The organism is Porphyromonas bobii (assembly GCF_943169685.1).
Lineage (GTDB): Bacteria > Bacteroidota > Bacteroidia > Bacteroidales > Porphyromonadaceae > Porphyromonas > Porphyromonas pasteri.
Window position 1 is genome coordinate 297,187 of record NZ_CALPBU010000002.1, and the last position, 25,436, is coordinate 322,622.

General features: G+C 55.6%; 21 protein-coding genes. 17 read left to right on the forward strand and 4 right to left on the reverse strand.

The features are described from left to right. Positions 1–50 precede the first annotated feature (50 nt). The 8 genes from KO088_RS03780 (at position 51) to folE (ending at position 8,280) form a co-directional block, all read left to right on the forward strand. Complete coding sequence (locus KO088_RS03780) at positions 51–1,364, forward strand: PSP1 domain-containing protein (RefSeq protein WP_421957757.1); 1,314 nt, start codon at positions 51–53, stop codon at positions 1,362–1,364. After that, a complete protein-coding gene (locus KO088_RS03785) occupies positions 1,365–1,877 on the forward strand; it encodes a hypothetical protein (protein ID WP_215493633.1) in 513 nt (170 codons plus the stop codon). Positions 1,878–1,974: 97 nt separating this feature from the next. Next, positions 1,975–4,401: an endopeptidase La gene (gene lon, locus KO088_RS03790; RefSeq protein ID WP_251419778.1), complete on the forward strand. Its 2,427-nt coding sequence runs from the start codon at positions 1,975–1,977 to the stop codon at positions 4,399–4,401. A gap of 17 nt (positions 4,402–4,418) precedes the next feature. Further along, a complete protein-coding gene (locus tag KO088_RS03795; protein ID WP_188807769.1) occupies positions 4,419–4,976 on the forward strand; it encodes a DUF1599 domain-containing protein in 558 nt (185 codons plus the stop codon). A gap of 5 nt (positions 4,977–4,981) precedes the next feature. Further along, entirely contained in the window at positions 4,982–6,265 is a 1,284-nt protein-coding gene (locus KO088_RS03800; RefSeq protein WP_215493635.1) for a BT_3928 family protein, read from the forward strand. 20 nt (positions 6,266–6,285) lie between these two features. Next, complete coding sequence (tpiA, locus tag KO088_RS03805; RefSeq protein ID WP_215493636.1) at positions 6,286–7,044, forward strand: triose-phosphate isomerase; 759 nt, start codon at positions 6,286–6,288, stop codon at positions 7,042–7,044. 89 nt (positions 7,045–7,133) lie between these two features. After that, positions 7,134–7,670: an SPOR domain-containing protein gene (locus tag KO088_RS03810; protein ID WP_009432617.1), complete on the forward strand. Its 537-nt coding sequence runs from the start codon at positions 7,134–7,136 to the stop codon at positions 7,668–7,670. Beyond that, complete coding sequence (gene folE / locus KO088_RS03815; protein WP_009432600.1) at positions 7,654–8,280, forward strand: GTP cyclohydrolase I FolE; 627 nt, start codon at positions 7,654–7,656, stop codon at positions 8,278–8,280. The genes KO088_RS03810 and folE overlap by 17 nt, the downstream gene beginning before the upstream one ends. A gap of 119 nt (positions 8,281–8,399) precedes the next feature. Here the strand turns inward: folE and KO088_RS03820 are convergent, their stop codons facing one another. The 3 genes from KO088_RS03820 to KO088_RS03830 form a co-directional block, all read right to left on the reverse strand. Beyond that, positions 8,400–9,623: an ROK family transcriptional regulator gene (locus KO088_RS03820; protein ID WP_009433728.1), complete on the reverse strand. Its 1,224-nt coding sequence runs from the start codon at positions 9,621–9,623 to the stop codon at positions 8,400–8,402. A 27-nt stretch (positions 9,624–9,650) separates the two neighbouring features. Further along, the gene (locus tag KO088_RS03825; RefSeq protein ID WP_215493637.1) at positions 9,651–11,033 is read right to left on the reverse strand and encodes a DEAD/DEAH box helicase; all 1,383 of its coding nucleotides are present in this window, start codon (positions 11,031–11,033) and stop codon (positions 9,651–9,653) included. Positions 11,034–11,307: 274 nt separating this feature from the next. Then, entirely contained in the window at positions 11,308–11,895 is a 588-nt protein-coding gene (locus KO088_RS03830) for a hypothetical protein (protein WP_215493638.1), read from the reverse strand. 677 nt (positions 11,896–12,572) lie between these two features. Here KO088_RS03830 and KO088_RS03835 point away from each other — a divergent pair. From KO088_RS03835 to KO088_RS03875, 9 genes are all read left to right on the forward strand, one after another. Then, a complete protein-coding gene (locus tag KO088_RS03835; protein ID WP_215493639.1) occupies positions 12,573–13,016 on the forward strand; it encodes a DUF695 domain-containing protein in 444 nt (147 codons plus the stop codon). Between the two features lie 3 nt (positions 13,017–13,019). Continuing rightward, positions 13,020–13,703: a pimeloyl-ACP methyl esterase BioG family protein gene (locus KO088_RS03840; protein WP_215493640.1), complete on the forward strand. Its 684-nt coding sequence runs from the start codon at positions 13,020–13,022 to the stop codon at positions 13,701–13,703. Positions 13,704–13,880: 177 nt separating this feature from the next. Next, positions 13,881–14,783: a helix-turn-helix transcriptional regulator gene (locus KO088_RS03845; RefSeq protein ID WP_215493641.1), complete on the forward strand. Its 903-nt coding sequence runs from the start codon at positions 13,881–13,883 to the stop codon at positions 14,781–14,783. 11 nt (positions 14,784–14,794) lie between these two features. Continuing rightward, positions 14,795–15,595 carry a hypothetical protein gene (locus KO088_RS03850; protein ID WP_215493642.1) on the forward strand — a complete coding sequence of 267 codons (801 nt, stop codon included), beginning with the start codon at positions 14,795–14,797 and terminating at the stop codon, positions 15,593–15,595. Between the two features lie 315 nt (positions 15,596–15,910). Then, entirely contained in the window at positions 15,911–16,546 is a 636-nt protein-coding gene (locus tag KO088_RS03855) for a hypothetical protein (RefSeq protein WP_215493643.1), read from the forward strand. Between the two features lie 38 nt (positions 16,547–16,584). Beyond that, a complete protein-coding gene (locus KO088_RS03860; protein WP_215493644.1) occupies positions 16,585–18,420 on the forward strand; it encodes a dynamin family protein in 1,836 nt (611 codons plus the stop codon). Positions 18,421–18,448: 28 nt separating this feature from the next. Continuing rightward, entirely contained in the window at positions 18,449–18,841 is a 393-nt protein-coding gene (locus KO088_RS03865; RefSeq protein WP_215493645.1) for a coiled-coil domain-containing protein, read from the forward strand. Positions 18,842–18,980: 139 nt separating this feature from the next. Further along, entirely contained in the window at positions 18,981–20,663 is a 1,683-nt protein-coding gene (locus KO088_RS03870; RefSeq protein WP_215493646.1) for a dynamin family protein, read from the forward strand. A gap of 21 nt (positions 20,664–20,684) precedes the next feature. Beyond that, entirely contained in the window at positions 20,685–22,775 is a 2,091-nt protein-coding gene (locus KO088_RS03875) for a dynamin family protein (RefSeq protein ID WP_215493647.1), read from the forward strand. Between the two features lie 109 nt (positions 22,776–22,884). Here KO088_RS03875 and KO088_RS03880 read toward each other — a convergent pair whose 3' ends face one another. After that, positions 22,885–24,333, reverse strand: coding sequence for a C69 family dipeptidase (locus KO088_RS03880; RefSeq protein WP_215493648.1), 1,449 nt, complete (start codon positions 24,331–24,333; stop codon positions 22,885–22,887). Between the last annotated feature and the right edge of the window lie 1,103 nt (positions 24,334–25,436).

Genomic DNA, 25,436 nt, shown 5'->3' on the forward strand with positions numbered 1-25,436 from the left:
GTAGATGCCGAAGCGCGGCCTTGCTCCCCCCGCAAGCGAAACGATAATCAATGGACTATAAGACCACAACGGCCAATCTCGGCTGCTGTGCGATGACCCCCGGAGGCTGTGAAGGCTGTGACAGGAACCAGATGAGCTCCTATGACTGGCTGAACGATATCCCCGAGTCACTGCAGAGCTCCGACTTGGTCGAAGTGCAATTCAAGAATACCCGTAAGGGCTACTATCTCAATACCGAGCGGATCGACCTCTACAAAGGCGATATCGTCGCCGTCGAATCGACGACGGGTCACGATATCGGCGAGGTGACCCTCACTGGTAAGCTCGCTGAGCTGGCGATGAAGAACCATCGCTACCGCCCCGACAAGGGGGAGTTCCTCCACGTCTACCGCGTCGCCCGCCCTGGTGACCTCGAGCGCTGGGAGGAAGCCAAGCGCCGTGAAGAGCCGACGATGATCCAGGCTCGACAGATCGCCTCTTCGCTGGGCCTCGATATGAAGATCGGGGACGTCGAATATCAGGGTGATGGCAACAAGGCGATCTTCTACTACATCGCTGACGGGCGTGTGGACTTCCGCCAGCTCATCCGTGTGCTCGCAGATACCTTTCACGTGCGCATCGAGATGAAGCAGATCGGTGCTCGCCAAGAGGCAGGTCGCATCGGGGGTATCGGCCCCTGTGGCCGCCAGCTCTGCTGCTCCTCTTGGATGACGACCTTCTCCTCGGTGAGTACGGGGGCTGCCCGTGTACAGGATATCACGATGAATCCGCAGAAGCTCACGGGGCAGTGTGGGAAGATCAAGTGCTGTATGAACTTCGAGGTCAATGCCTATGCCGAAGCTCAGCGCAGCCTGCCCGACCGTGAGGTCGTCCTCGAGACCAGCTCCGACAGCTACTATCACTTCAAGACCGACCACTTCCAGCGTCAGGTCACCTATAGCACGGTGCGCAATGCGCCGGTACGTCTGGTGACGATCTCCGCCGAGCGCGCCTTTGAGGTCATCAGCCTCAACCGCCGTGGCGAGCGCCCCGAGCACCTCGAGGCCGACGCAGGCGAAGAGCGTCGCTCCTCGCGCTCCAGCGATATCCTTGCCGACAACAGCCTGACGCGCTTCGACAGAGAGCGCCGTGGTGGTCGCCGTGGTGGCGACTCTCGTGGTGCCCGTCGTGGCGGTGACCAAGGCGCTCGCCGTGAGCGCTCGGCTCGCCCCAGTGATGAGGCGAGTAGGGGCAATGGCGGAGAGCGTCCACAGGTACGGCAGTTCCGTAGCCCTCGCACTCCTCGCACGGAGTCCACCGGTGAGGGTGGGCAGCAGCGTATCCGCCGTCCACGTCCCGAGACCTCAGGCGAAGACAAGGGATAGATGCGCACCCCTTCACTACATTACTATATAGGGCGTCCACTACGGTGTGCACTCCTCGGCCTCTCCCTCCTTCTCCCCCTCGTGGGGTGTCAGCAGGAGACGGGTGGAGCGAGGGAGTACTATGCCTTCGAGCAGCCCGCTGGTGGCGTGTGGAAGCCCCGCACGACCTATAGCTTTGATCTCCTCTTCCCCGATCGCACGACGACCTTCACTGGTGAGATCGTCCTGCGTATGGATAGCCGTCTCGACCGCCCTCGAGCGCGTATGGAGGTACGGCTCCGACAGGATGAGACGATCCTGCGGCGCGACACGCTGCAGGTAGACTTCGCTGTGACGGCTGGAGATTGGAAGCGCCCAGGGGCGCTGTACCACGAGTTCGTCCTGCCTTTGGCACGCCCTTTGCAAGCTCCCTACACAGGCCTCTTCTCTCTGGAGGTGCGTCCGCTGGATACCATCCCCCTCAGTGGGGTGGCTGCTATCGGGCTACACACCGCAGAGTTACGAGGCGAGTAGTAGCTGTAATTTAGATATAGGCGGTAGGGGAATATGCCCCGACGACCGCCTCCACACCTCTACACATAGAATGAGCAAACAAAATAAATCTGACGAAATGTCACCCGAAGAACTGCAAGCACTGTCCCTGCCCATATTGGGTACCTACGAGGAGGATGAGACCTTCGCACTGAAGCCCGAGGAAGAGGCGAAGGAGTTCCCCCTCATCGCCCTGCGCAATATGTCCATCTTCCCAGGTACGGTGGTGCCCATCCTCGTGGGCCGCAGGAAGTCGATGCAGGTCATCCGACAGTCAGAGATACGTGAGCGCTGCTTCGGTGTCGTCACCCAGCGTGACGCCAATGTCGAGGACCCCCAGCTCAGCGACCTCTTCACGGTAGGTACTATCGTCGAGGTCTCCCAGATCGTCGAGCTGCCCACGGGTGAGCTCTCTGCCATCCTTCGTGGTCGTCAGCGCTTCAGTCTCCAGCACCTGACCATGGACGATCCCTATCTCATGGGTCGTGTCCACCTGCTCGAGGATAGCCTCCCCGCAGCAGATAAGGAAGAGGAGTACAAGGTGACGGTGGAGCTCATTCATGAGCGTCTCTTAGGGCTCTTGGATCGTCTGGCGCCGAATGCCCCCAATGGCTTCCGCGACACGATCCGTGGGCTGAAGAATCGCGCCTATATCGTTCATCTGGCAGGCTCACTCCTTCAGCTCAGCATGGAGGACCGTCAGAAACTCCTCGAGATGGATAGTATCTACGACCGTGCTGTCTATGTGCTCGGTCGTCTGCATGACCAGATCTCTGAGTCCTCGCTGCGTGAGGAGATCCTCAATCGCACACGCCGTGAGATGGATCAGCAGCAGCGTGAGTACTTCCTCCAGCAGCAGATGCGTACCATCCAGGAGGAGCTTGGCACTGGCCCCAGCGCCGATGACGAGATCGAAGAGCTTCGCAAGAAGGGTAAGGAAAAGCTCTGGAGCGAAGCTGTCGCTGAGATCTATGAGAAGGAGCTTCGCAAGGCTGAACGCCTCAATCCGCAGAGCCCCGACTTCTCGATCCAGATGCAGTATCTACGCACCATCCTCGAGCTGCCTTGGGGTGTCTTCAGTCAGGATAACTTCGATCTCAAGGGGGCGAAGGAGATCCTTGACCGCGAGCACTATGGCCTCGACCGCGTCAAGGAGCGTATCCTCGAGCACCTGGCGGTGCTGAAGCTCAAGGGCGATATGAAGTCCCCCATCCTCTGCCTCTATGGCCCTCCAGGGGTAGGTAAGACCTCCCTCGGGCGTAGCATCGCAGAGAGCCTCGGCCGTAAGTATGTGCGTATCTCCCTCGGTGGGGTGCATGACGAGGCTGAGATCCGTGGTCACCGCCGTACCTATATCGGTGCGATGAGCGGCCGTATCATCCAGAGCCTGCAGAAGGCTGGCACGTCGAACCCCGTCTTCGTTCTCGACGAGATCGATAAGCTCGCTGACGACCACAAGGGCGATCCCGCATCGGCTCTCTTGGAAGTCCTCGACCCCGAGCAGAATACCGCCTTCCACGATAACTATCTCGATATCGACTACGACCTCTCGAAGGTCCTCTTCATCGCTACGGCGAATAATATCTCCACCATCCCCTCCGCCCTGCGTGACCGTATGGAGCTCATCGAAGTCACAGGCTACATCGCAGAGGAGAAGCTGAAGATCGCCGAGCAGCACCTCGTACCCAAGGAAGCCAAGGAGCACGGGCTCAAGGTGGAGGACATCCACTTCGCCCCTGGTGCCCTCGATCTCATCATCGAGGAGTACACCCGTGAGAGCGGTGTGCGCTCCCTGACGAAGCAGATCGCTGCCGTCATGCGTAAGCTCGCTTGGGCTACCGCAGCTGAGGAGCAGCTCCCCGAGTCCATCACCCCCGAGCTCGTACGTGAGTACCTCGGCAAGACCGTCTATTCGCGCGATAAGTATCAGGGCAACGAGCACGCTGGTGTCGTCGTTGGTCTGGCTTGGACCAGCGTCGGTGGGGAGATCCTCTTCGTCGAGAGCAGCCTTCAGCCAGGGCAGTCGGGTAAGCTCATCCTCACCGGTAGCCTCGGTGATGTGATGAAGGAGTCTGCCACCCTTGCTCTCAGCTACATCCGTGCTCACGCTACCCAGCTCGGTATCGACCTCGAGACGCTCAAGGATCAAGAGATCCACATCCACGTACCCGAGGGCGCTATCCCCAAGGATGGCCCCAGCGCAGGTATCACGATGGTTACCTCACTCGTCTCCGCTATGACCCGCCGCCGTGTGCGTGCCCACCTGGCGATGACTGGGGAGATCACCCTGCGTGGTAAGGTCCTTCCTGTCGGTGGTATCAAGGAGAAGATCCTTGCCGCTAAGCGCTCAGGCATCACGGATATCATCCTCTGCCGTGAGAACGAGAAGGATATCCTTGAGATCAACGAGCACTATCTCGAGGGGCTGAACTTCCACTATGTGGACGAGATCACCGAGGTCCTCGACTTCGCTCTGCTCGACGAAATCGTGGATAAGGCAAAGTAGACTAACTTTGTAGCTCTATGGAAGCCCGTATCAATAGCACCGAGCAGGAGTGCCGTACCATCCTCCGTACCTGTCGGGAGCTCTTCGCGAAGAAGCTCCACGACTACGGTGCGGCGTGGCGTATCCTCCGCCCAGAGTCCCTCACAGATCAGATCTATATCAAGGCTGAGCGCATCCGTGGTATCCAGATGCGCGGGCATGCTGCCGTCGACGAGGGCATCGAGCCTGAGTTCATCGGCATCGTCAACTACGGGCTCATCGGCATGATCCAGCTCGAGCGTGGCGCTGTCTCCAGCCCAGATATGAGCGTGGAGGAGGCTCTCGAGGCCTATGATCGCTGTGCGGAGAAGACCCTGCAGCTGATGCTCGCCAAGAACCACGACTACGGTGAGGTGTGGCGTAATATGCGGGTGACCTCGATGACTGACCTCATCCTCTCGAAGATCCATCGCACCAAGCAGATCGAGGATCTGCAGGGCGAGACCTTCGTCTCGGAGGGCGTCGAAGCTAACTATATGGATATGGTGAACTACGCCATCTTCTGCCTCATCAAGCTTACCCTCCCCGCCGCGTGATCCATGTGCGTCATACCCTCGCCGAAGTAGCCCGCGTCATCGTAGGGCTCGTCTTCGTGGCCTCTGGCCTTCTGAAGGCCGTCGATCCCGTGGGTACCGCGCTGAAGATCTCGCAGTATCTCACCCCGATTCTCAGCCCTGCTTCAGCGGGTGCCGAGACTATTACGCTGGCGCTTTCCTTCGTGCTGTGTGGCTCCGAGTTCCTGCTCGGGGCTTTCCTGCTTATGGGGGTGTACCGCAAGTTCTGCGCTCGTCTCTCCGTGCTCTTCATGCTGGTGATGACGGCCGTGACGCTCTACACGCTCATCGCTAACCCCATCTCCGACTGCGGTTGCTTCGGTGATGCGATCCAGCTGACCCACCTGGAGAGCTTCCTTAAGAACGTCGTTCTCCTCCCGCTCTCCATCCTCGTCCTGCGTGATGCCCGAGCGCTACGCCACCTCTATTCGCGCCGTGAGCGCTGGGTGCCTGCTGTGCTCGCTGTCGTCGGGATTATCTACTTCATGGCGGAGAACTACCGTCACCTGCCTTACATTGACTTCCGCCCCTATGCCGTAGGGACGAACCTCCGTGAGGCCATCGCAAAGGAAGAAGCCTCTCTGCAACGTGTGCTCCTCGGCGCTACGAAGTACATCTACTCAAAGGATGGCAAGACGAAGGCTTTCGAAGCCTCGGCCCTCCCCGATAGCACGTGGACCTTTGTAGAGGCGCGTCAGGAAGCAGACCTGGCAAGCTACAAGCCTCGCTACGACTTCAATCCCATCGATAGTCTGGGTGAGCCCGTCATCTCGACGCTCCTCGACTCCCAGGGGATCACGCTCCTTCTCCTCTCTCCCTCGTGGCGTACGGCGAGCCAAGCCGTGCTTGACGAGATCAGCGAACTCCACGAAGAGGCCAGCCGCTTAGGCTATCCCTTCTATGGCGTCACCGCCTCGACGAGCGAAGAAATAGCTCAGTGGCGTTATCTTACAGGAGCCTCCTATCCGATGCTCCAGCTCGATGCCACTCCGATACGTACCATCATCCGCTCACAGCCAGGGCTCGTCGTCCTGCGTGACGGTAAGATCATCGATAAGCGCGCCTACGCTGACTTCCCCTCCGTCGAGGGCGTCAGCACTTACCTCCGTAGCCTGCCCCAGATGCAGCCTCACGGCCCCTCTGTGACGCGCACCTACCTCCTCTGGGCGTGGGCTGCACTGCTGCTCTTAGCCTTCCTCCGCTTTTGGGCGAGAAAGCTCCACCTCACCGTCCATCTGCACATCAAGAAGCGTTTACATTTAACCAAATAATCCTCTTTATCAAAGTAACAATGAGAAAGAATATCGTCGCCGGTAACTGGAAGATGAACAAGACCCTCAGCGAAGGGATCTCCTTCATCGGCGAACTCAAGGCTGCCCTCGCTGGCAAGTCCCTCCACTGTGACGTCATCATCGGTGCCCCCTTCATCCACCTCGCATCTATCGCTAAGGAAGCTGAAGGTAGCCCCATAGCTATCGCTGCTGAGAACTGCGCTGACAAGGCTGAAGGTGCTTACACGGGTGAAGTCTCTGCTGCACAGGTCGCTTCGACGGGTGCACGCTACGTCATCCTCGGCCACTCTGAGCGTCGTGCTTACTACCACGAAGACGGTGCTATCCTCACGGATAAGGTACGTCTTGCTCTCGCTGAAGGCCTCGCTCCTATCTTCTGCATCGGCGAAGTCAAGGAAGAGCGCGAAGCTGGCAAGCACTTCGAAGTCGTAGAGCAGCAGCTCGAAGAAGCCGTATTCTCTCTCTCTGCTGAAGACTTCGGTAAGGTCGTCCTCGCTTACGAACCCGTCTGGGCTATCGGTACGGGCCTCACAGCTTCCTCGGCTCAGGCTCAGGAGATCCACGCTCACATCCGTAGCCTCATCGCTAAGAAGTATGGTGCTCAGGTCGCTGAAGACTGCACGATCCTCTACGGTGGTAGCTGCAATGCTGCTAACGCTAAGGAACTCTTCTCTCAGCCCGACGTCGACGGTGGTCTCATCGGTGGCGCTTCACTCAGCGTAGAGAAGTTCCTCCCCATCATCGAAGCGTTCAACTAACGCTCCCTCCCTCTTTAGCCACCCCTTCCCTGTGAGGGGGTGGCTAACTCCTTTCCTCACACGCTCCCCAACCCCTCAGCGAAACTCCTATGCTCAGACGCATTCAGCTCACGCTTGCGCTCCTCGTCACGTGCCTCACCTTCGCCGCGACTCTCTCGGCGCAGACCGCACCTGAGAAGCTAAGACCACGCAATATCCTCGAAGCCCTCGAGCAGATCAATCCCGGTGAGGGCTTCGTGACGATCATCCAAGACCCCGACCTCCGTGGTGTCATCGGCAGCGCTCCCGCTCCCCGTGGCTCCTCGGTGCTGGCTCGTGATGGCAACTATTCCATCCTCTACGGCTACCGTGTCCAGGTCTTCAACAGCAACCTCCCCAACGCTAAGAGCGAGGCTTATGCTCGTGCCGAAGCTATTCGCCGCGTCGCCCCCACGCTCAGTAGCTACATCACCTTCCGCGCTCCTTTCTGGCGCCTGACCGTCGGTAACTTCACCTCACAGGAAGAAGCTCGCTCGGCTCGCGCTCGCCTTATGGTCGCTCTGCCTGCTTGGGGCCGTGAGTCCTATGTAGTCCGTGAGAAGGTCCGCATCCTCAACTACACCGAACCCCATGCCTCAGAAGAATAGCCTCCCCGATCCGTCGACACTCACCTTCGTCTCTGAGAGTGAAGAGGCTACCGAAGCCGCTCTGCGCCACCACTACCACGAGATCCTCCGCCTGCTGGGCGAAGATCCCGAGCGTGAGGGCCTGGTGAAGACACCCGAGCGCGTCGCCAAGGCCATGCGCTTCCTCACCTCAGGTGCTCACAAAGACCCGAAGGAGATCCTCCGCTCGGCGATGTTCCGTGAGGAGTATCGTCAGATGGTTATCGTCAAGGATATCGACTTCTACTCGCTCTGTGAGCACCACATGCTGCCCTTCTTCGGTAAGGTTCACATCGGCTATATCCCCAACGGCTACATCACGGGGCTCTCAAAGCTCCCCCGCATCGTCGACGTCTTCGCCCGTCGCCTGCAGGTACAGGAGCGTCTGACGACGCAGATCAAGGACTGTATCCAAGAGGCACTCAATCCCCTCGGCGTCATCGTCGTCATCGAGGCACAGCACATGTGCATGCAGATGCGTGGCGTAGAGAAGCAGAATTCCTTCACCACGACCAGTGACTTCACCGGTGCCTTCCGCGAGGCTAAGACGCGTGAGGAATTCATGCAGCTCATCACGCACAGCCGCCGCTAAGGTATAGCCCGTAGCATCCCCTATATAATATAGGTACGCTAAAAGCGCTCGCCCCAGCGATCCCGTATGGATCGCTGGGGCGAGCGCTTTTAGCATAGTGTATGTTGTGCGAGCGGCTTTTACTTCGAGGGCTCTGCGAAGCGGCGAGAGCGAGCGAGCATGCAGGCACCGATGAGCCCAGCGCGGTCGCCGAGCGTAGCCGTACGGATCTGCGTATCGCGCGTCACGACGCTCATCGAATAGATGCGTACCGAGGCCTCGACCTGCTGGGTGAGGTAGCCGGAGGCATCAGCAAGGCTACCACCGATGATGACGAGCTCGGGGTTGAAGACGTTGATGAGGTTCGCTACCTGCTTACCGAGCTCACGGCCCAGCTCGCTGAGGACCTGCAGGCAGAGCATATCCTCCTGAGCGCAGGCGCTGATGAGGTCAGACATACGGAGCTCACGGCCCGAGTGGACGATGGATGAGAGGACGGAGCTCTCACCAGCACGAATGCGCTCCTGGATCTTACGGCACATAGCCTGACCGCTGACCTCGGTCTCGAGGCAACCCTTCTTACCGCAGTGGCAGAGGATCTGGTTGTCGAAGACGGAGATATGGCCGAACTCCCCTGAGAAGCCCGACTTACCGAAGTAGATCTGTTTGTCCTGGATGATACCGAGACCGAGACCCCAGCTGATATTCACATAGAGGACGGAGTTGACCTCCATATCCTTAGTGCAGCCCGCAGTGAACTCCCCGAAGGCCATACCGCGCGTGTCGTTGTCGATCGAGACGCGCAGGGCGAGCTTGCTGCTGAGGATCTCGGAGAGCGGACGGTCGCCGAAGAAGTTGAAGAGGCTATAGCTGTGACCCGTGACGGGGTTGATGCGCCCAGGGAGGTTGACGTTGATGTTCAGGATCTCCTTGGGCTGGATGCCGTGGCGCGTGATGAAGCCACGGATCTCACGGCAGATCGTCTCGAGGGCCTCGGGGGTATTCTCAAGCGTGTAGGGCAGGTCGTAGTCCGCGCATATCAGCTCGCTCTGCAGGTTGATCAGACCGATGTGCATGCCCGAGCGCTTGATATCTACGCCGATGAAGTAGCCCCCGTCGGGGTTGAGCCCGAAGAGTAGGGGGAAGCGCCCGACGCCGATCTCCAGCTTACCTTGGCTCTGGATGCAGCCTCCGTCTTGGAGGTCTTGGAGGATCTTAGAAGCTGTGGGGACGCTGACGTATAGCTCCTTGGCTATGTCCGTCATCGTGGCCGTCTTGTTGCGCAGCAGGTAATTGATCACACGGAGCTTGTGTAGCCCCTTCTTGGTCTCCTGGCTGAGGTCGTCAAGTAGTTTGGGTGTCATGTGGAGTCTGGTACTGAGGTGAGCTATTTAGGCTTCGCCTTTAGGTGGCGTAGATCCCTGAGACTTGCGGCGGTTGTTGGGGCGCTTCTTCTTACGTGCACCCTGGGCTGCGCCTTCACCCTTGGGGGCGTCGCTTTTGCCTTCGGGGCGCTGGCCCTGCTGTGAGCTGCGGCCACGTCCGCGACCACCGCCCTTGTTGCCTTGCCCCCCGCGGGGAGAAGAGCTACCACGGCCACCGCGCTCGGGGCGACGGCTTGGGTCGTAGGCGGGTGTGGGGCCGAAGGCCTCATCTACTGGGATCTTATAGATTTCCTTTTCGAGGAAGTCTTCAATGCGTCCGAAGCCAGGCTGTTCCTTCTCGCTGACGAAGGTGATCGCCAGCCCCTCATCGTTGCCACCACGGGCCGTACGACCGATGCGGTGTACATAGTCCTCGGGGTCGTGGGGGATGTCATAGTTGATCACCATGCGGATGTTGTCGATATCGATACCGCGCGCCACGACGTCGGTGGCGACGAGCAGATCGATATTGCCCGACTTAAAGTTCTTCATGACCTCTTCGCGCTTCTCCTGCGTCAGGTCGGAGTGCATCTGCTCGACGCGGATATTCAGGCGTGAGAGGGCAGCCGTCAGCTCCTTGACCTTGAGCTTGGAGCTGGAGAAGATGATCGTACGTGTAGGGGGTGTTTCGCGGAAGAGCTGCGTCAGGATGGGCAGCTTCTGGCGCTCATAGCAGACATAGGCGGACTGCACGATGCTCTCGGGCGGGCGGGAGATCGCCAGCTCAACCTCGGCGGGGTCGTGCAGGATCGTGCGGGCGAACTTCTTGATCTTCGGTGGCATCGTCGCCGAGAACATCACGCGCTGGCAGTCCTTTGGCAGCGCACTGTTGATCTGCATGATGTCCTCCTGGAAGCCCATATCGAGCATGCGGTCAGCCTCGTCGAGCACGAAGTACGTCACTCCCGAGAGGTCTGCCTGCTGGAGGTTCATCAGGGCCAGGAGACGCCCTGGCGTGGCGATGACGATCTCCGCCCCGAGAGCCATACCGCGGCGCTGCTGCTCCCAGGCGATCCCGTCCGTACCGCCGTAGATAGCTACTGAGGAGACGGGGAGGAAGTAGGCGAAGCCCTCGACCTGCTGCTCGATCTGGATGGCGAGCTCACGGGTCGGAGCCATGATGACGGCATTGACCTTCTTAGGGTCGCCCTCGCCACGGCTCAGTCGGTTGATGATGGGCAGGAGATAAGCCGCGGTCTTACCTGTACCCGTCTGGGCACAAGCGATCATATCGCGGCGTTCGAGGAGAAGGGGGATGGTGGCCTCTTGTACGGGTGTGGTCTCGAAGAAGTTCATCGCTTCGAGCCCATCCAGCACTTCGTCCTCAAGATCTAGTTCGTCGAAATACATTGATGCTGCTATGTTGAGTTAGAGGCAAATATATAGCTTTTCCCCCAATATCTTAATAAGTCTACGCCCCATCCTAAAATATTATCCCGAAAAAGCCCCGTATTTCTAAAAGTCCTTCGCAGTGCCTCGCCTCCGGCAGCCCCATTGGGGCGCTCTATGTGCTGGGAAGGATCGTCCCTCATCCCTATAGAAGCGTCGCGGGGCACCCCATTGAGGTACCCCGCGATAGCTCCTTTGTTGAAGCTACTCTTACTGCCCTTATAGTGGCAGTGAGCTATGGTTGCTGGAGTAGCTTCTCCGTAGAGAAGATGCTCGCTACTCGCCCCTTCTCGAAGAGAACTAAGTTGAAGTGCTCCTCGTCGGTCGAGCGCCCCGTGAGATCCTTGACGAAGGCTTTGTAGAAGCTGTCGTGCCACTTCGTCCCGTAGTGCGTGTAGTCGATACTTAGAATAGGCTCGGTGCGCTTCAGAAGTCCAGGCGTGAGGTCAATGGCTACATAGTAGGGCTCTGCACCGATCTTATGCGCATACGCCCCTATGGTACTCAGGGGAAGACACGCGCTTGAGGTGCAGCCGTCGGTAAAGATGTAGACCAAGGCCTTAGGCTTGGAGGCGAGTGCAGCTCGGAGCTCGGTACCATTGACGCAGAGGATCTTTCCCTCTCGATGTACCCTATCGAGGGTCTCGTCGAGGTCACGGAGCTTATTCCGTGAGAAGACGATCCTTGCTCGCTCTTCGCGGTCTAAGTACTGGTAGCCTGATGTGAGCCCGTAGACTTGGAGGTACCCCGTGAGATAGAGGCCGCCTGCTGCGATGACGAGGATGGCAAGTGCTACCCCAATGCCACAGAGTATTCGCTTCACTGTCCGATGCATGAGAGGTGGAAGAATTAATGTCAGCTGGGCTATCTAAGAAGGTGATGAAGTTCGTGCTCGCTCTTCATAGTATCAAACCCGTTGGATGAAGATTATACCACTCCCAGCAACATATACTGATGTGGTATTCCGCTACGAATGTACAAAATAATGGCCGTGGAATAGGTGCGTCGTGTAGAGCTATATAGTATGGCGAAGAAAGCTATATATCTTTGGCCTGATTCCTATATAGCTTTCGGTGCGAAGCTATATAGCTTTGTACTGATCCCTATATAGCTTTTGTGAAGTGACCTATATGAGGTTGTTGCTCTGCGCAGGGATAAAAGTTGTGGACGAGTGGCAGAAAAGTTTGGACTACGTACGTGGCTCTAATATCTACGTGCGTGGATATTTGGACTGACGTGCCTGGTCTTTAAGACTACGTGCGTAGACATAGGAAAAGCACTATGTGAAGGCGCTTTTTTCTTCACGAGAACGACGCTTTTTCCTCCGCTGGATAAGAGGAATACTTGCGATAGGGCGAAGGGCTTGCGTATCACTTCGGAGGGGCATATCGGGGAGGGGCTTTGGTGATGAGGAGAGGGGGCGTCGTGGGTTGATGGTGCTGGGGAGGCTAAGGGACGGAGATTGCGTACCTTTGGGGGGAAGAAACGACTTACATATATATGATACTTACCGATGACTGGTTCACCAGCGTGAGCCATACCGAGGGTGGGGCGATAGTCCTCCTGACGGTCCGCAAGGGCCTCACTCAGTTCTTCGAGAGCGGCAAGCTCCGTGTGCGTGTGGATATTGCATGGCCTTACACCGCCGAGCCCGATGGGATGCCCGACGAAGAGACTGCCCGTCTCATCGAAGACATTGAGCCCAAGCTCCGACGGATCATGGAGCGGGACAAGCTCGCCATCCTCACGGGCAACTATACCGGCGGTGGGCAGAAGGACTGGACCTTCTACACGCGTCACCTCCCTACCTTTGGTGAGCGTCTGAATGAATGCCTCGCACCTTATCCCACGCTTCCGCTTGAGATCCACTGCGAGGAGGACCCCGACTGGAGCGACTACCACGAGATGCTGGTGCTCGAGACTGACGACTCAGACGAAGACTAAGCGATGGAGCAGCTCTTCCGCCCCGCTTCGGAGCCTACCGATCGCCTCGTCCTCTACTTCAATGGCTGGGCACTCAGCCCCATCGCCGTAGAGCACCTCGGCCTCCCCGAGGGGCAGGATCTCCTACTTCTCTGGGACTACCGCACCGATGCGCTGGACTTCGACTTCTCGCCCTATCGTGAGATCCGCCTCGTCGCTTGGTCGATGGGTATCTGGGCAGCCGACCGCTTCTTCGCTAAGCACGAGGAGCTCCGCAGTCGTGTCGTCTCGGGTACGGCGCTTGCAGGCACAGGCTACCAAGTCGATGATGCCGTGGGTATCCCCGAAGCCTTCTTCCACAAGACCCTCGAGGGGCTGACGGAGGAGAATCGTGAGCGCTTCGACCGGCACATGCTCGGTGGTAAGACCTACCGCCACCTCTATGAGGAGGTGCGCCAGCGCTCTACGGAGGCGCTCTATGATGAGTTCGTCCGCCCCTTCACCGTCGACCGCGATCAGCCCCGCCCGCTGCCTAAGCCCGCAGCTTTCGGTCTGTGGAGCAAAGCCTTCATCGGCGAAGACGACCGCGTCGTCCCCCCGACGAACCAAGAGAACTACTGGCGCATCCAAGGCGTGCCGTTCACGCATCTGCCGAAGACGCCGCACTACCTCCTCGGCCACTTCCGCCGCTGGGAGGAGCTCTGGTAGCCCAACTTCTTTCCCCTTTTTTAGCTTTAAGACGGCATCAAAACCTGTGTTTTGATGCCGTCTTTCTATAGCTGCGTCTCCTAATCTGTAGAGAAAGATCTGCTAAAGAAGTATAACCTATGAACTGAAAGGGCATATGTTGGTGCTATCTTTGCCGAAGTAATAGATGACACAGCTATGGGAATCAATCTAATGAACAAGTATGTCTGGCTCGTTGAGACGATACAGAGGGCTGGGGAGATCTCACTGAAGGAGATCCAAAGCAAATGGCTCGACTCTGATCTGAGTGAGGGGGTAGAGCTGTCGCAGCGTACCTTCCATAAGTGGCGTATCGCGACAGAGGAGCTCTTCGGTATCTGTATTGACTGCCAGCGTACAGGTGGATATAACTATTATATAGCCAATGCGGAGGTGCTCAATGAGGGGGGTATCCGTAGCTGGCTCCTGCGCACGGCATCGCTCAATCAACAGCTGTCGCGTAGTATGAGCTTGAATGAGCGTATCCTCTTGGAGGATATTCCCTCGAGCGAGACCTACCTGTCGGATATCATTCGGGCGATGAAGGCCAGTCGCTGCATCCAAGTCAAGTACCGACGCTACACAAGTGCGTCGTCGCGCATCTCGATACTCGAGCCCTATGCACTTAAGCTCTTTAAGCAGAGATGGTACCTCTTGGCAAAGGCCTCAGATATGCCCTATCTGCTCCTCTATTCCCTTGATAGGATGGAGGAGGTTGTGCTTACTGAGACAAAGTTCCAGCTAAGCCCAGACTTTGATGCGGAGACCTTCTTCGAGGATTGCTATGGGACGATCATTGATGCCTCGGTAGAGGCTGAGCGCATCTTGATACGCGTCACCTCCTCTCAAGCCTGCTATCTCAAGTCACTTCCTCTACATCATAGCCAGAGACTCTTATCCGAGGATGAGGAGTATAGTGTTTTCGAACTCTATCTAAAGCCTACGTATGATTTCCTGCAGGCACTCCTCTCGTATGGGAGTGAGCTGGAGGTGATCGCCCCTGTATCCCTACGCAATCAGATGCAGGAAGAAGTAGCCGCTATGATGAGCCGTTATCGATAAAGTAGAGCCTTATGAACCAGCCCTTAGATACCTATTTTGGCCCTCAATCGGAGTGTATCCGTATTGACTTTGAGACCTCGCCTGGGTGGGGTGGATCGTATGTCGATATAGAGGTAGAGGCTGATCCGAATACCTACATCCGTGTCACTTGGGGGGATGCTCCTGCTAAGATCTGCCAGAACTATACCCAGAGTCTACAGCTGACGCATAGCTACCCGAGCTACAACCAAGGTGGAGGTATTCACTTCACCCTATGTCTGGAGCTCCAGGAAGGGGCGCACTTCATCGGCTTGAAGACCAGGGAGCGTTCGGTATTCCTCGATACTCTCCGACTCGATGTGAGCCATTGCCCTCATCTGAGGTATCTACAGTACCAAAAGATAGAGGAGCTTCGCTTACCCAAGAGATGTATGCTGACCGACCTGAAGCTACGTGAATATAGAGGCACTCATCTGGACTTGAGTGGGGCGCACGATCTCGAGACCTTCGCCTGTACTTATAGCGGAGCCTTGCAGAGCATTGACCTGAGCCATAGTACAAAGCTCTACACGCTGGATGTCTGTTATTCGCCTCATATTCATACGATCAAGCTCCCTAATCGATGCAATCTAAGCGAGCTTCGATACAATGTCTTTGCGCTCAAGCCTACAGCACTGGAGTATGTGCGCGATATATTGCGTAGCAACAAAGGGGAGGAAGTGATCGAGGTATTCCTATCCTACCGGACACCTGGAGCTAATCCCGACTTCAAGGATAAAGACTGGTACGAGCAACTCATCCAACAGAAGGTACGAAGGATTAAGTACGAGTAGCAGGTAGGACTATATGCTTTTTGAGGGCAAATGCGTTGATGCATTTATAGTCTTATCTTTGCTAAGACGAATCAGAACACAAGTCTATGAGTCAAGAGTCTGTTTATATAGCGAGCGTCGACGAACTTACGGGTACCCGTAAGGAGAGTCTGCGTCGCAGACTCTCCTTATAAATTCCCTAAACACCCTAATTATATCCAGCACGAACCCTATTCCGAGCGAATAGGGTAGGACTCTTACTGTCCCTATATCCAGGCAGTAGAGAGATTATAGCAACCTCTTTACATCACCCTCAGAACATAAGTAATTAAGATGATGACAGCAGACCAACAAGCTTTTGCGGAATATCTCCGCCAGACCGAGCGCACGATAGAAACCCTTCCAGCTGGCTATTGGGAGGAGATCCCCTCCAATGGCTACGGGATCAATAGCGAGCGACGCACGCGCCTCCACCTCCAGTCACGCCCCTACGACTATCCAGAGCTGCTGGAGACCTGGGTCGGTACCGATCCTGAGAAAGCACAGGCCACCGTACTGATCCGCCAGGATATAGAGGTGACTCATCGCCGACTCGCGCAGCATCCGTGGAGGAAAACCCTCCTGCAGGGCGAAGTGGACTTCTCCGATCTCCGCCTTGGGGAGTTTGTCTTGCGCCTCCCCTCAATCTCCGAATATAGAGAGAGCCTAAGCCGTCAGGGGGTGCGCGTGGCTGATGTCACCCCCCGCACCATTCGTGATATCAATTATGCCCTGGTGGAGACGGCTCTCTGTGAGCGCTACCATCTGAGTGCCCGCACAGGTCGCAACTTCATCGGCAATGCTCTCAATGGAGTCATTCACGAAGACCTCGCGGGCTTCGCCTACATCGTCCCTCACAATACCCACGACGAGTATAAGCACCGTGGCTACGTGGAGTATGCCTTAAGAATGCTGACTACCCCAGCCGAGTAGTAGATATAATGTCTCACAACTAATAGATACCCTTCCCTATGGAATCACTCAATCGCATCATCGAGATCGCCGAATCGCTTGAGCAAAAGAGCATCGCAGAGCGACTACGAGCTATCGACGAGCGCACACAGAATCCTTCAGCTCAGCTTATTCTCCCTCTCATCGGGGAGTTCAGTGCGGGTAAGACGAGTCTCATCAATGCGCTGACCGATAGCAAGGTGCTGGAGATCGCTTCTCGCCCTACGACCGCTACCCTCTATCAGATCTTCTTCGGCTCTACTGAGAATAAGGCCGTCGCCCTCACCGCAGAGGGTGAAAGCGTCGAGCTACAGCTGGATTCAATGAAGAATGAAGAGCTGCTGAAGTACCCTACCGTCAATCTCTTTGACACCTCGACGAAGGTGCCCAAGGATATCATCTTCGTCGATACTCCTGGGCTCTCTTCTCCAGATCCGAAGCACCGCGAAGTCTTGATTAGTATCCTCCCCCGTGTCGATGCCATCTTACTTACTGTGGATGCCAATCAGCCCATCACGCGTAGTTTGCTGGCTTTCGTGAAGGAAATGCGCTTAGCCGAGAAGCCAATCTATCTGATACTGAATAAAACGGATACGAAGTCGACGGGTGAACTGCAAGATCTCAAGGCGGGGATTGCCCGTGATATCGACCTCCCTATTGATTCTATAGTATGCACATCGGCTTCTACGGGTGGCGTCAGCGAACTGCAGCAACTCCTTACGAAGATCCAGGGGCAGAAGATGCAGATCATTGCGAAGGTCGATGCCCTACGTACCAAGGAACTGATCGGCGAACTACGCTCCTTCATCGCCGAAATCCTTCGCTCCAGCTCCTCTCCCAAGGAATTGAAGGAGGCTGTGCGTGCCCAAGAGCGTGAGCTGGAGCGCCTGCAGAGTAATATCCGTCAGCTGATGGAGCGCGTCGAAGAGAAGCTCTCGGACAAGGTCGATGAGACACAGAGCAGTCTGCGTACCCAGCTGTGGTCTTCGCTCAATGGCATCCTCTCGAAGAAGGGAATTTCTTACAATGATGCAATCAAGGCGGAGGTTATTAACGTCAAGACCATCCTCTTGCAGAACTTCACTCGTCAGGTGGCTACTACTATCCGTGAGGTGAATGCCTCAAGTCGTGATATACACGTTCAGCTCCCTTCGGCGGAGACCATAGACTTGAGTCAGCTGGGCGAACAGGCGAATGCTATCCAGATGGAGGACTTTGATTCGGTTGGACACGAAAATGATAAGGCGTTTGGGTGGATCGCTAAGGGGCTGGCTATTGCGGCTGCTGTGGCTAGCGTAGCTGCTACAGGAGGATTCAGTGTCTTGGGGCTGGGAGGCGCTGGCACCGCTGGTGCTGCTGGCGCCGCTGGTGCCGCTGGTGTCGCAGGTGCTGCCCTCGAGGTCGGGGAAGTTGCAGCTGTGGCCACGACGGCCGTTAAGACCACCAAGATGATGCGTATGATGAATGTGATGAGTAAGGCTGGGAGCTTTATTCAGAAGGGACACCAGATATCTTCGGTAGTCTCCTCTGCAGCAGAGAAGGAGCGTGGCTTTATCGAAGGTTTGGTAGGTAAAGCGACTGAGTTCTTCAGTAAGCCCCGCCGTGAAGCTGCCGTAGAGCACTTCTTGGATGCGCAGATCTTGCCCAACTTCGAGGCGGACTTGCGCAACTACCTCTCCGAATCCCTCCGTCTCATCGCCGAGCAAATGAATGCCGAAGCTGCTACCCTCGTTGGTGAGAAGCGTGAAGCCCTCTCCCAGCTACAAGCCCAGCAGGAACAAGAACAAGCAAAGTATGAGGCTGAGATCAAGGCGATGAAGGAGAAGGATCAGTATCTGGCTACCTTCTCTTGCTAAGTGATAACTAATGGAAAAGACTAAGAATATGACAGAAGCACTTATTGGAATCGGTATTGGACTAGTCGTCGGTGCTATTCTCAAGGATAAGGTTCTCCCAGCAAAGCCAAGCGATGGCGTAGGTACGCCTTCTCCCGAAGCACAGGAAATGGCTTCGAAAGAGATCGAGCGGCTGCGTGAGCGACTCAAGACTCAAGATCAGCGTATCGAAGAGCTGAATAGCCGCTTGCAGAGGTCAAAGCAGGAAGCGCGTAGCTTGGAAGGCGACCACGATGATATCGAGGAAGAGCTTGACCAAACGAAGAAGCAACTCCGTCGCCTTAAGGAAGAGCATACGACTGCCCTCCGTGACTTGGCTGAATACAAAGAAGCTTGTGAGCTGCTGAATAAGGAGCTGCAGGAGTTGAAGCAACAGCACTAATCTAATCCATCCCCCCAGCCTATCCTATCTCGTAGAGCTTGGGCTGGGGGGATCATTATTCCGATCTATGTTTGACTTTATACTACGTTGGTTTGGGAAAGGTAAGCCAAAGGAAGATACCTCTACCCAAGATCAATCCTTGTCACTCTTTGAAGGAAGCTCACTCTTCGCCACGGATAAAGAGAGCGAAGCCTCTCCTGCGCCAGCCGAAGAAACGGAGCGGGTAGTAACTCCTTCTTCGACTCCGCAAGCAGACTCAGCCCTTCAAGCAAAGGTGGAAGAGCTGACGGCACGCCTGGCACGAACGAAGAAAGCTCTGGAGAAGGCCGAAGAAGAAAACGAAGAGCTCGAGGATAAACTCAAGCGTGATAAGCGTGAGGCTGAAAAGCGTGAGGCTGAAAAGGCGAAGGAAGCAGAGGAGAAAGTCTCGGCGAAGGAGAAGCAACTTTCCTCTCTGCAAGAGACCCTTGACGAGACGACGGACCGAGCCAATTGCCGAGGGCAAGCCTTATCGTTCGTACGAGAGGTGCTGACAGCTCAGGTCACTTCCGAACGCTCCGAGCTGGAGCAGAAGGTCGAAGAGATCGTCTCCTTCATTCACTCCGATGAATGTCGCGCGTACATCACGCTCACGGATGAAGGGGAGCGTGACCTCTCGATGTGGCAGTCTGAGTGTGCTAAGAGCTGGATCCAAGGTAAGGCCAAGGTGGCTTTTATCGGGGAGTTCAGCGCAGGGAAGACGAGTATCGTGAACCGACTCCTCCAGGATGGAGACCCTCACGCCATCCAGCTCCCCGTGAGCTCCAAGGCAACGACGGCCATCCCGACTTATATCTCTGGGCGTAAAGGCGGTGGTAAAGCTACGTATCGCTTCTATACGCCTGACTCCATCCTCAAGGAGATCTCGGAGGATACCTTCCGTAGGGTCAGTAAGGAGGTGCTGGAGGAAGTCGGTGGCATCTCCTCGATGATCAAATACTTCGTGATGGCTTATGCCAACAAGGGCTTAGAGCGACTGAGCATCTTAGATACCCCTGGGTTTAGTTCTCAGGATGAGGTGGATGAGCAGCGTACGATGGAGGTCATCAACGAGTGTGATGCCCTCTTTTGGGTCGTCGATGTGAATAGTGGCACGCTCAATACGCGCTCCATTTGTGTCATCCGCCAGTACCTGCACAAGCCTCTCTATATCATCATCAACAAGGTCGATACCAAGTCTCCGTCAGAGGTGAAGCAGGCCGAGCAGGCCATTCGTGCGACCTGTAGCAAAGAGAAGCTCGAGGTGAAGGGCTTCATCTATATGGGGATGAAAACTCCCCTGGATGAGCTGCATCAGGTCTTCTCTACGCTGGGCTCAAGCAGTAGTTTGGGCTTGCTTGAAGCCTTCTCACAGCGTATTCAAGAGCTGATCGATGAGCAGATGGACATCAAGAAAGAGTATGATGACAAGCAACATCAGTATCACCAAGACTTGAGCGAGCTTGAGACGACTTTTAGTAATAACCTCGATACGGTAGCCGAACTGGCGGAGGAAGCTGCTGGGATACCTCACTTCGAGACGCACTTCTTTAGCTCTGATTGCTTTGAGATGGATGTCTTAGAGTACAGGGATCTGGAGGAGAAGCTGAAGGTACTGAGCAAGGAAGCCCCTGATATACTAAGGGGGAATGTCGAGGGTATTAAGGAGGCTGTGTCAAACATCCTAAGTATAGAAGACGAGGCTGACACGTGTCGGTCGATACTTGCCGATCTGGAAGGACTACAGAATCGATTCACTCAGCTCCGTGAGCAAATAGACCAACTGAGCCAACTACATAGATAATACCCATCAAATCAAATAACAATGGATCTACTCAAAGAAATTTGGGAGCGCAAGCAGCGACTCCTACAGCTCCTCCAGCGAGCTAAGGAATATGGCTGGATCGATGACTCCACGCTGAAGGCCGAGATCAAGCGTGCCGAGGAGCAAAAGCTGACGATAGGTGTAATCGGGCAGATGAAGGCGGGGAAATCAACCTTCCTCAACACCTTCATCTTCGGAGATACTATCCTGCCTGCAGCGACCAGTCCGATGACCGCTTCGCTCTCCTACATCACCTACGGGCCAGAGAAGAAGCTCGTGGCGGAGTTCTATACCCCAGATGAATGGGCAGAGCTCCGTAATACGGCACAGCTTCCCATAGAGGAAGGACAGGAGTCGACCGCTCAAGGATCTAAGATCAAGGCGGCTCAGGAGCTGGTCGCCAAGGCTGGGAAAATATCCCAGATCAATAGCTTTTTGGGGAAGACAAAGGAAGACAGCTTCTCCAATCTCATCGACTATGTCGGTGCTGATGGGAAGTATATCGCTATCACCAAGGCGGTCACGCTGTACTATCCCCTGGAGTACCTCAAGGGGGTGGAGATAGTTGATACCCCGGGATTCAATGACCCGATCGTGTCCCGTGAGGAGCGTACACGCCAATTTCTCAAGCAGGCGGATGTATCGCTCTTGCTCCTCTATGCAGGTCGTGCCTTCGACGCAAGTGACCGCGATATCCTATTCAAGGATGTCCGTAACTGTGGTATCGGCAAGATCCTCGTCGGGGTCAATAAGTACGATACCATCGTAGCTCAGGGCGAGACTCCAGCGGGAATCACCCAAAACACGGAGCAAGCCCTGCGACAAGCTGCGTATGAAGTCCAAGATGAAGCCATCATAGAGCTTGTGCAGGAGACACATCCTATCCCCTTCTCTGCGGAGATGGCTCTGCTCTCCAAGCTCCCAATGAGCCGTATATCTAAGGATGAAAATCTTATGTTTCACTACAAGAGATACTGCGAGACCTTTGAGATCAGTTCGCAGTCTGAGCTATATGAGCGTAGCCTTGTAGAGTCGCTCAATGAGGCTGTCCGCGATGTCATCGAGCGAGATAAGGTGGAGATCCTCTTGCGCAAGCCAGTCAATATGATTCAGGCTGCAGGGAATAAACTTCTCAGTGATATTCAGAATGCTCTGACTCTAGCCGAGAGCCAGGTGAAGGTCTTAGAAATGCCTGACGACGAACTGGAGGATCGCGAAGATCAGTTAGCTAAAGCAGAGCGGAAGCTGAATCGTAAGATTGATTCCCTCCACGAGTCTCTGAAGGAGCTCATTAGAGAAGAGACCTATACCTTTAAGACAAAGGCTGAGGATGCCCTGGATGATGTGATTAGGGCATCTAAAGATAGGGCTAAGAAGATCAATTACTTTGGAATGGGCAAAGATGCAGCAGGCTCGGATATTCAAAGTAAGTTCTTTACGTTGGAGAATAGAACCCTTCCACGGCTACAGAACGCTACCTTGAACAAGATGAGAACTAAGGGGAATCGCGAGCTGCAAGACTTCAAAGTTGACGTTGAAGATATCTTGGAGCGTTATCTCCCTGATGATGTGGATGTGAAGGACTTAATCAAGAGCTTGTCACGTTTGCTTGGAGCCGAGGATAAGGATCACCATTTCAGTATAGATCAGAGGGTCTGTGGCTTTGGAGACTCAAGTTTCGGCTTCTTCGCAGACGTGGCGATTGCATCGCTCTTCCCATTGGTGGGTGTATTCAAGGGCGTCAATGCTCTATTCGGGGGCAGGGGACGGGAAGTCCGAAAAGAGCTCGTGGACCAACCCGATGATATCCAAACTGCAATGGATTTTGCCCCGATGCGACAGCAACTGATGGAGTTATTGGAGAAGAGAATAACCTCTATTCAAGAGACTCTTATTGATGAACTCATTGTTCCCCTCCAGCAGCAGATTGAAATGGTGCGCAGGGATAAGGCCAACAAGGCCAAGAAGCTCAAGGATGCCCGCGCCGAAATCAAGCTGCAGAGCGAGAAGAGGTCAACCCTCCTTGAGCAGCAACGGAGCATCTCTGAGCTGGCTACGTCTGTCCTGAAGTCTTCTGCTTCAGGTAACTAACCCCCCTGCTGTAGCTCGTGCGGTACCTTTGGGTACCCTTATACAAGCGAAAGAGCCGCCCTCTGCACTGCTGGCAGAGGGCGGCTCATTGCTTATCGTGCCTCAGCTACTAAGCGCCGTGGAACTCGTATTCGGCCTGGATGTCGATCGTCAGGTGCGTGAAGAGCGTCTCGATGAGCTGGTCAGTGACCTCGAGGGCTGAGCGAAGGACGTGGTCGGAGAAGGCTTGCAGGAGGTCGCGCGCATGCAGGGGCTGCGTCTGGTAGATAGCCAGATACTGCTCTTCCATCTCGCGCTGACGCTGGTCGGTCTCAGCTTCGAAGTCAGCGTAGACCTTCTTGATGATGGGGGCATAGCGGTTGTAGTCGACCATGCCGAGCGCCTGGACCTTGCGGAACTTCCAGTAGGCAGACTCGTGTGAAGACTCGTTCGTCCCCTTCGTATAAGCCTTGGGGTAGGAGCGGATGCCTTCGTAGAGGGGGAGGAAGACGCTGAGGTCAGCCATCCCGAGCGCCACATAGTTGACGCATCCGATAGCCTGAGGAAGCTCGGGGCGTACCTGTAGGAGGTGGGTCTGCGTGGTGCGGAAGATGGAGACGGGGCGGTAGACTTCCTTGGGGTTCTGATGGAGGTAGGGGTCGTGGTCCGTGCCGTCGTAGTGGAAGCGGAAGAGCTGTCTGAGGCGGCTGATGGAGATGGGCTCGGCAGCTTGGGCGAAGACGGGGAAGGTGTTCTTCGTCACGTCGTTCTTGATCGATGGGCTCAGCTGTGCCTGCAGGCCCCATACGCGGGGGTAGTTGTAGGTCGTGTCGAGCTTGACATCGCGGATGTAAGCCTCGTGGAAGTCGAACTCGCCACGCGCAGGGTCGTACAAGCCGTGCTGGATGGCGAACTCAATGAGGTCGTCCGAAGCCAGATAGTTCGCGTGATCCTTGGGGTCGTACTTGCGGAAGCGGCTCTGGTTCCCCGTGACGAAGTACTGATCTTCGGGGATGCGGGTAGCGAGCCAGCGGTGCCCCGAGGCAGTCTCAAGGTACCAGATCTCGTGGCTGTCGACGAAGCCGACGCCGAAGCCTTCGGCCACCCCGTGCATCTCGATGAGCGAGCCGAGGCGTTCGACACCTTCGCGAGCGGAGTGGATGTAGGGCAGGACGATGTTGAAGACGGAGTTCTCTGCGACGCCGTCGGGTACGAGGGGGTCGGCTTCGAGGGCGCGGTCGCTACTGAAGATGCTTTCGGTAGCACTCATGCCGACGCCGACGCTGTTGAAGCCAGCACTTCCCCAGTGACCGTGGAGGTGGTAGGGAGCAAGGGCGGAGTAGCCAAGAGCTCGCTTGGGGAGGTCGCAGCGGAAGGGGCTGTCGAGAGCAACGAAGCGCTCGGGACCATGGTCGGTGTCTTCGTAGATCTCAAGGTTCTTCGCCAGGACGGCGTTCCAGTCCTCGCTACGTGCGACGATCATAGAGCCATCGGAGGTGTGCTGGCGTCCGACGATGATGGTGGTACATTCGGATGGGTAGTCCGTGTGTAGCTGCTGTGGTTGGGTCTTCTGTCTCATGACTCTTTGTTTTTCGGTTAGGAACAGCGGGCAACTTGCGTTGTCAAATGGTACTGCAATGTTACGACTTTTTGACTGACAGTGCAATACCTACCGATAGGTATTTGCTTCTCTATGGGGGCTTTTCGTGGAGAAGAGGGTGTGCGGAGATCTCCGAAAGGTGGGTACATCTATATGTGAGGGTGGTGTGAACCTATATTGGTCGTCGGGTTGACCTATATTGGTCCGACAACGAAGCTATATAGGTCGCGATGACGACCTATATAGGATGGCGAAGAATGCTATATAGCTTTGGACTGCTTCCTATATAGCTTTGTGAAGTGACCTCTATTAGGTTGTTGCTCCGCGTAGGAATAAAAGTTGCGGACGAGTGGCTGGTAAGCTTGATCCACGTACGTGGCTCTAATATCTACGTACGTGGATATTTGGATTTACCTGCCTAGTCTTTAAGACTACGTACATAGACAGAGGAAGAGCACTATGGGAAGGCGCTTTTTCCTTCACGCGAACGATGCTTTTCCCTTCGCAGGATAAGAGGAATACGCGCGATAAGGCGAAGGGCTTGCGTATCTCTTCGGAGAGGTACATCGGGGAGCTGGGCATGCGATACCTTAGCTCCCTAAATAGAGTGCAGGACTCTAAGGCAAAGTCTCATCCGAAGAGATCGGCGGATGAAGGCCGCGCGGTGTATGCTCCGTCTTCCGCTTAAGTGTGGGGTGAGGTGTATGGGGCGGAAGAAATATCAGAGCCTTTTCCTGATCGCATATATATAATGTACGCGCGCGAATGGAGGGGAAAGCGCCTTGTCGTCGTATGAATTTGCGTGTGTATTTGGAAGTTTAGGTGATTTTTCCCTACCTTTGCACTCGCAAAAGAAACGAACGGCCTTGCGGTGACGCGGGTAGTTTGACTTTGAGAGATCTTTGAGATAATTGATATTGACAAACAGAAGTGTAGTAACAAACGTTTAGGGAAAAGAAGACCTAACCGTCAATTACGACCTTTACTTAGGTAGAGATACACTAATAAATCTGAAGCAAGAATCATTTCGGAGCAAGACAAACAGAACAAAGTACAATAAAAATATTGACAATGAAGAGTTT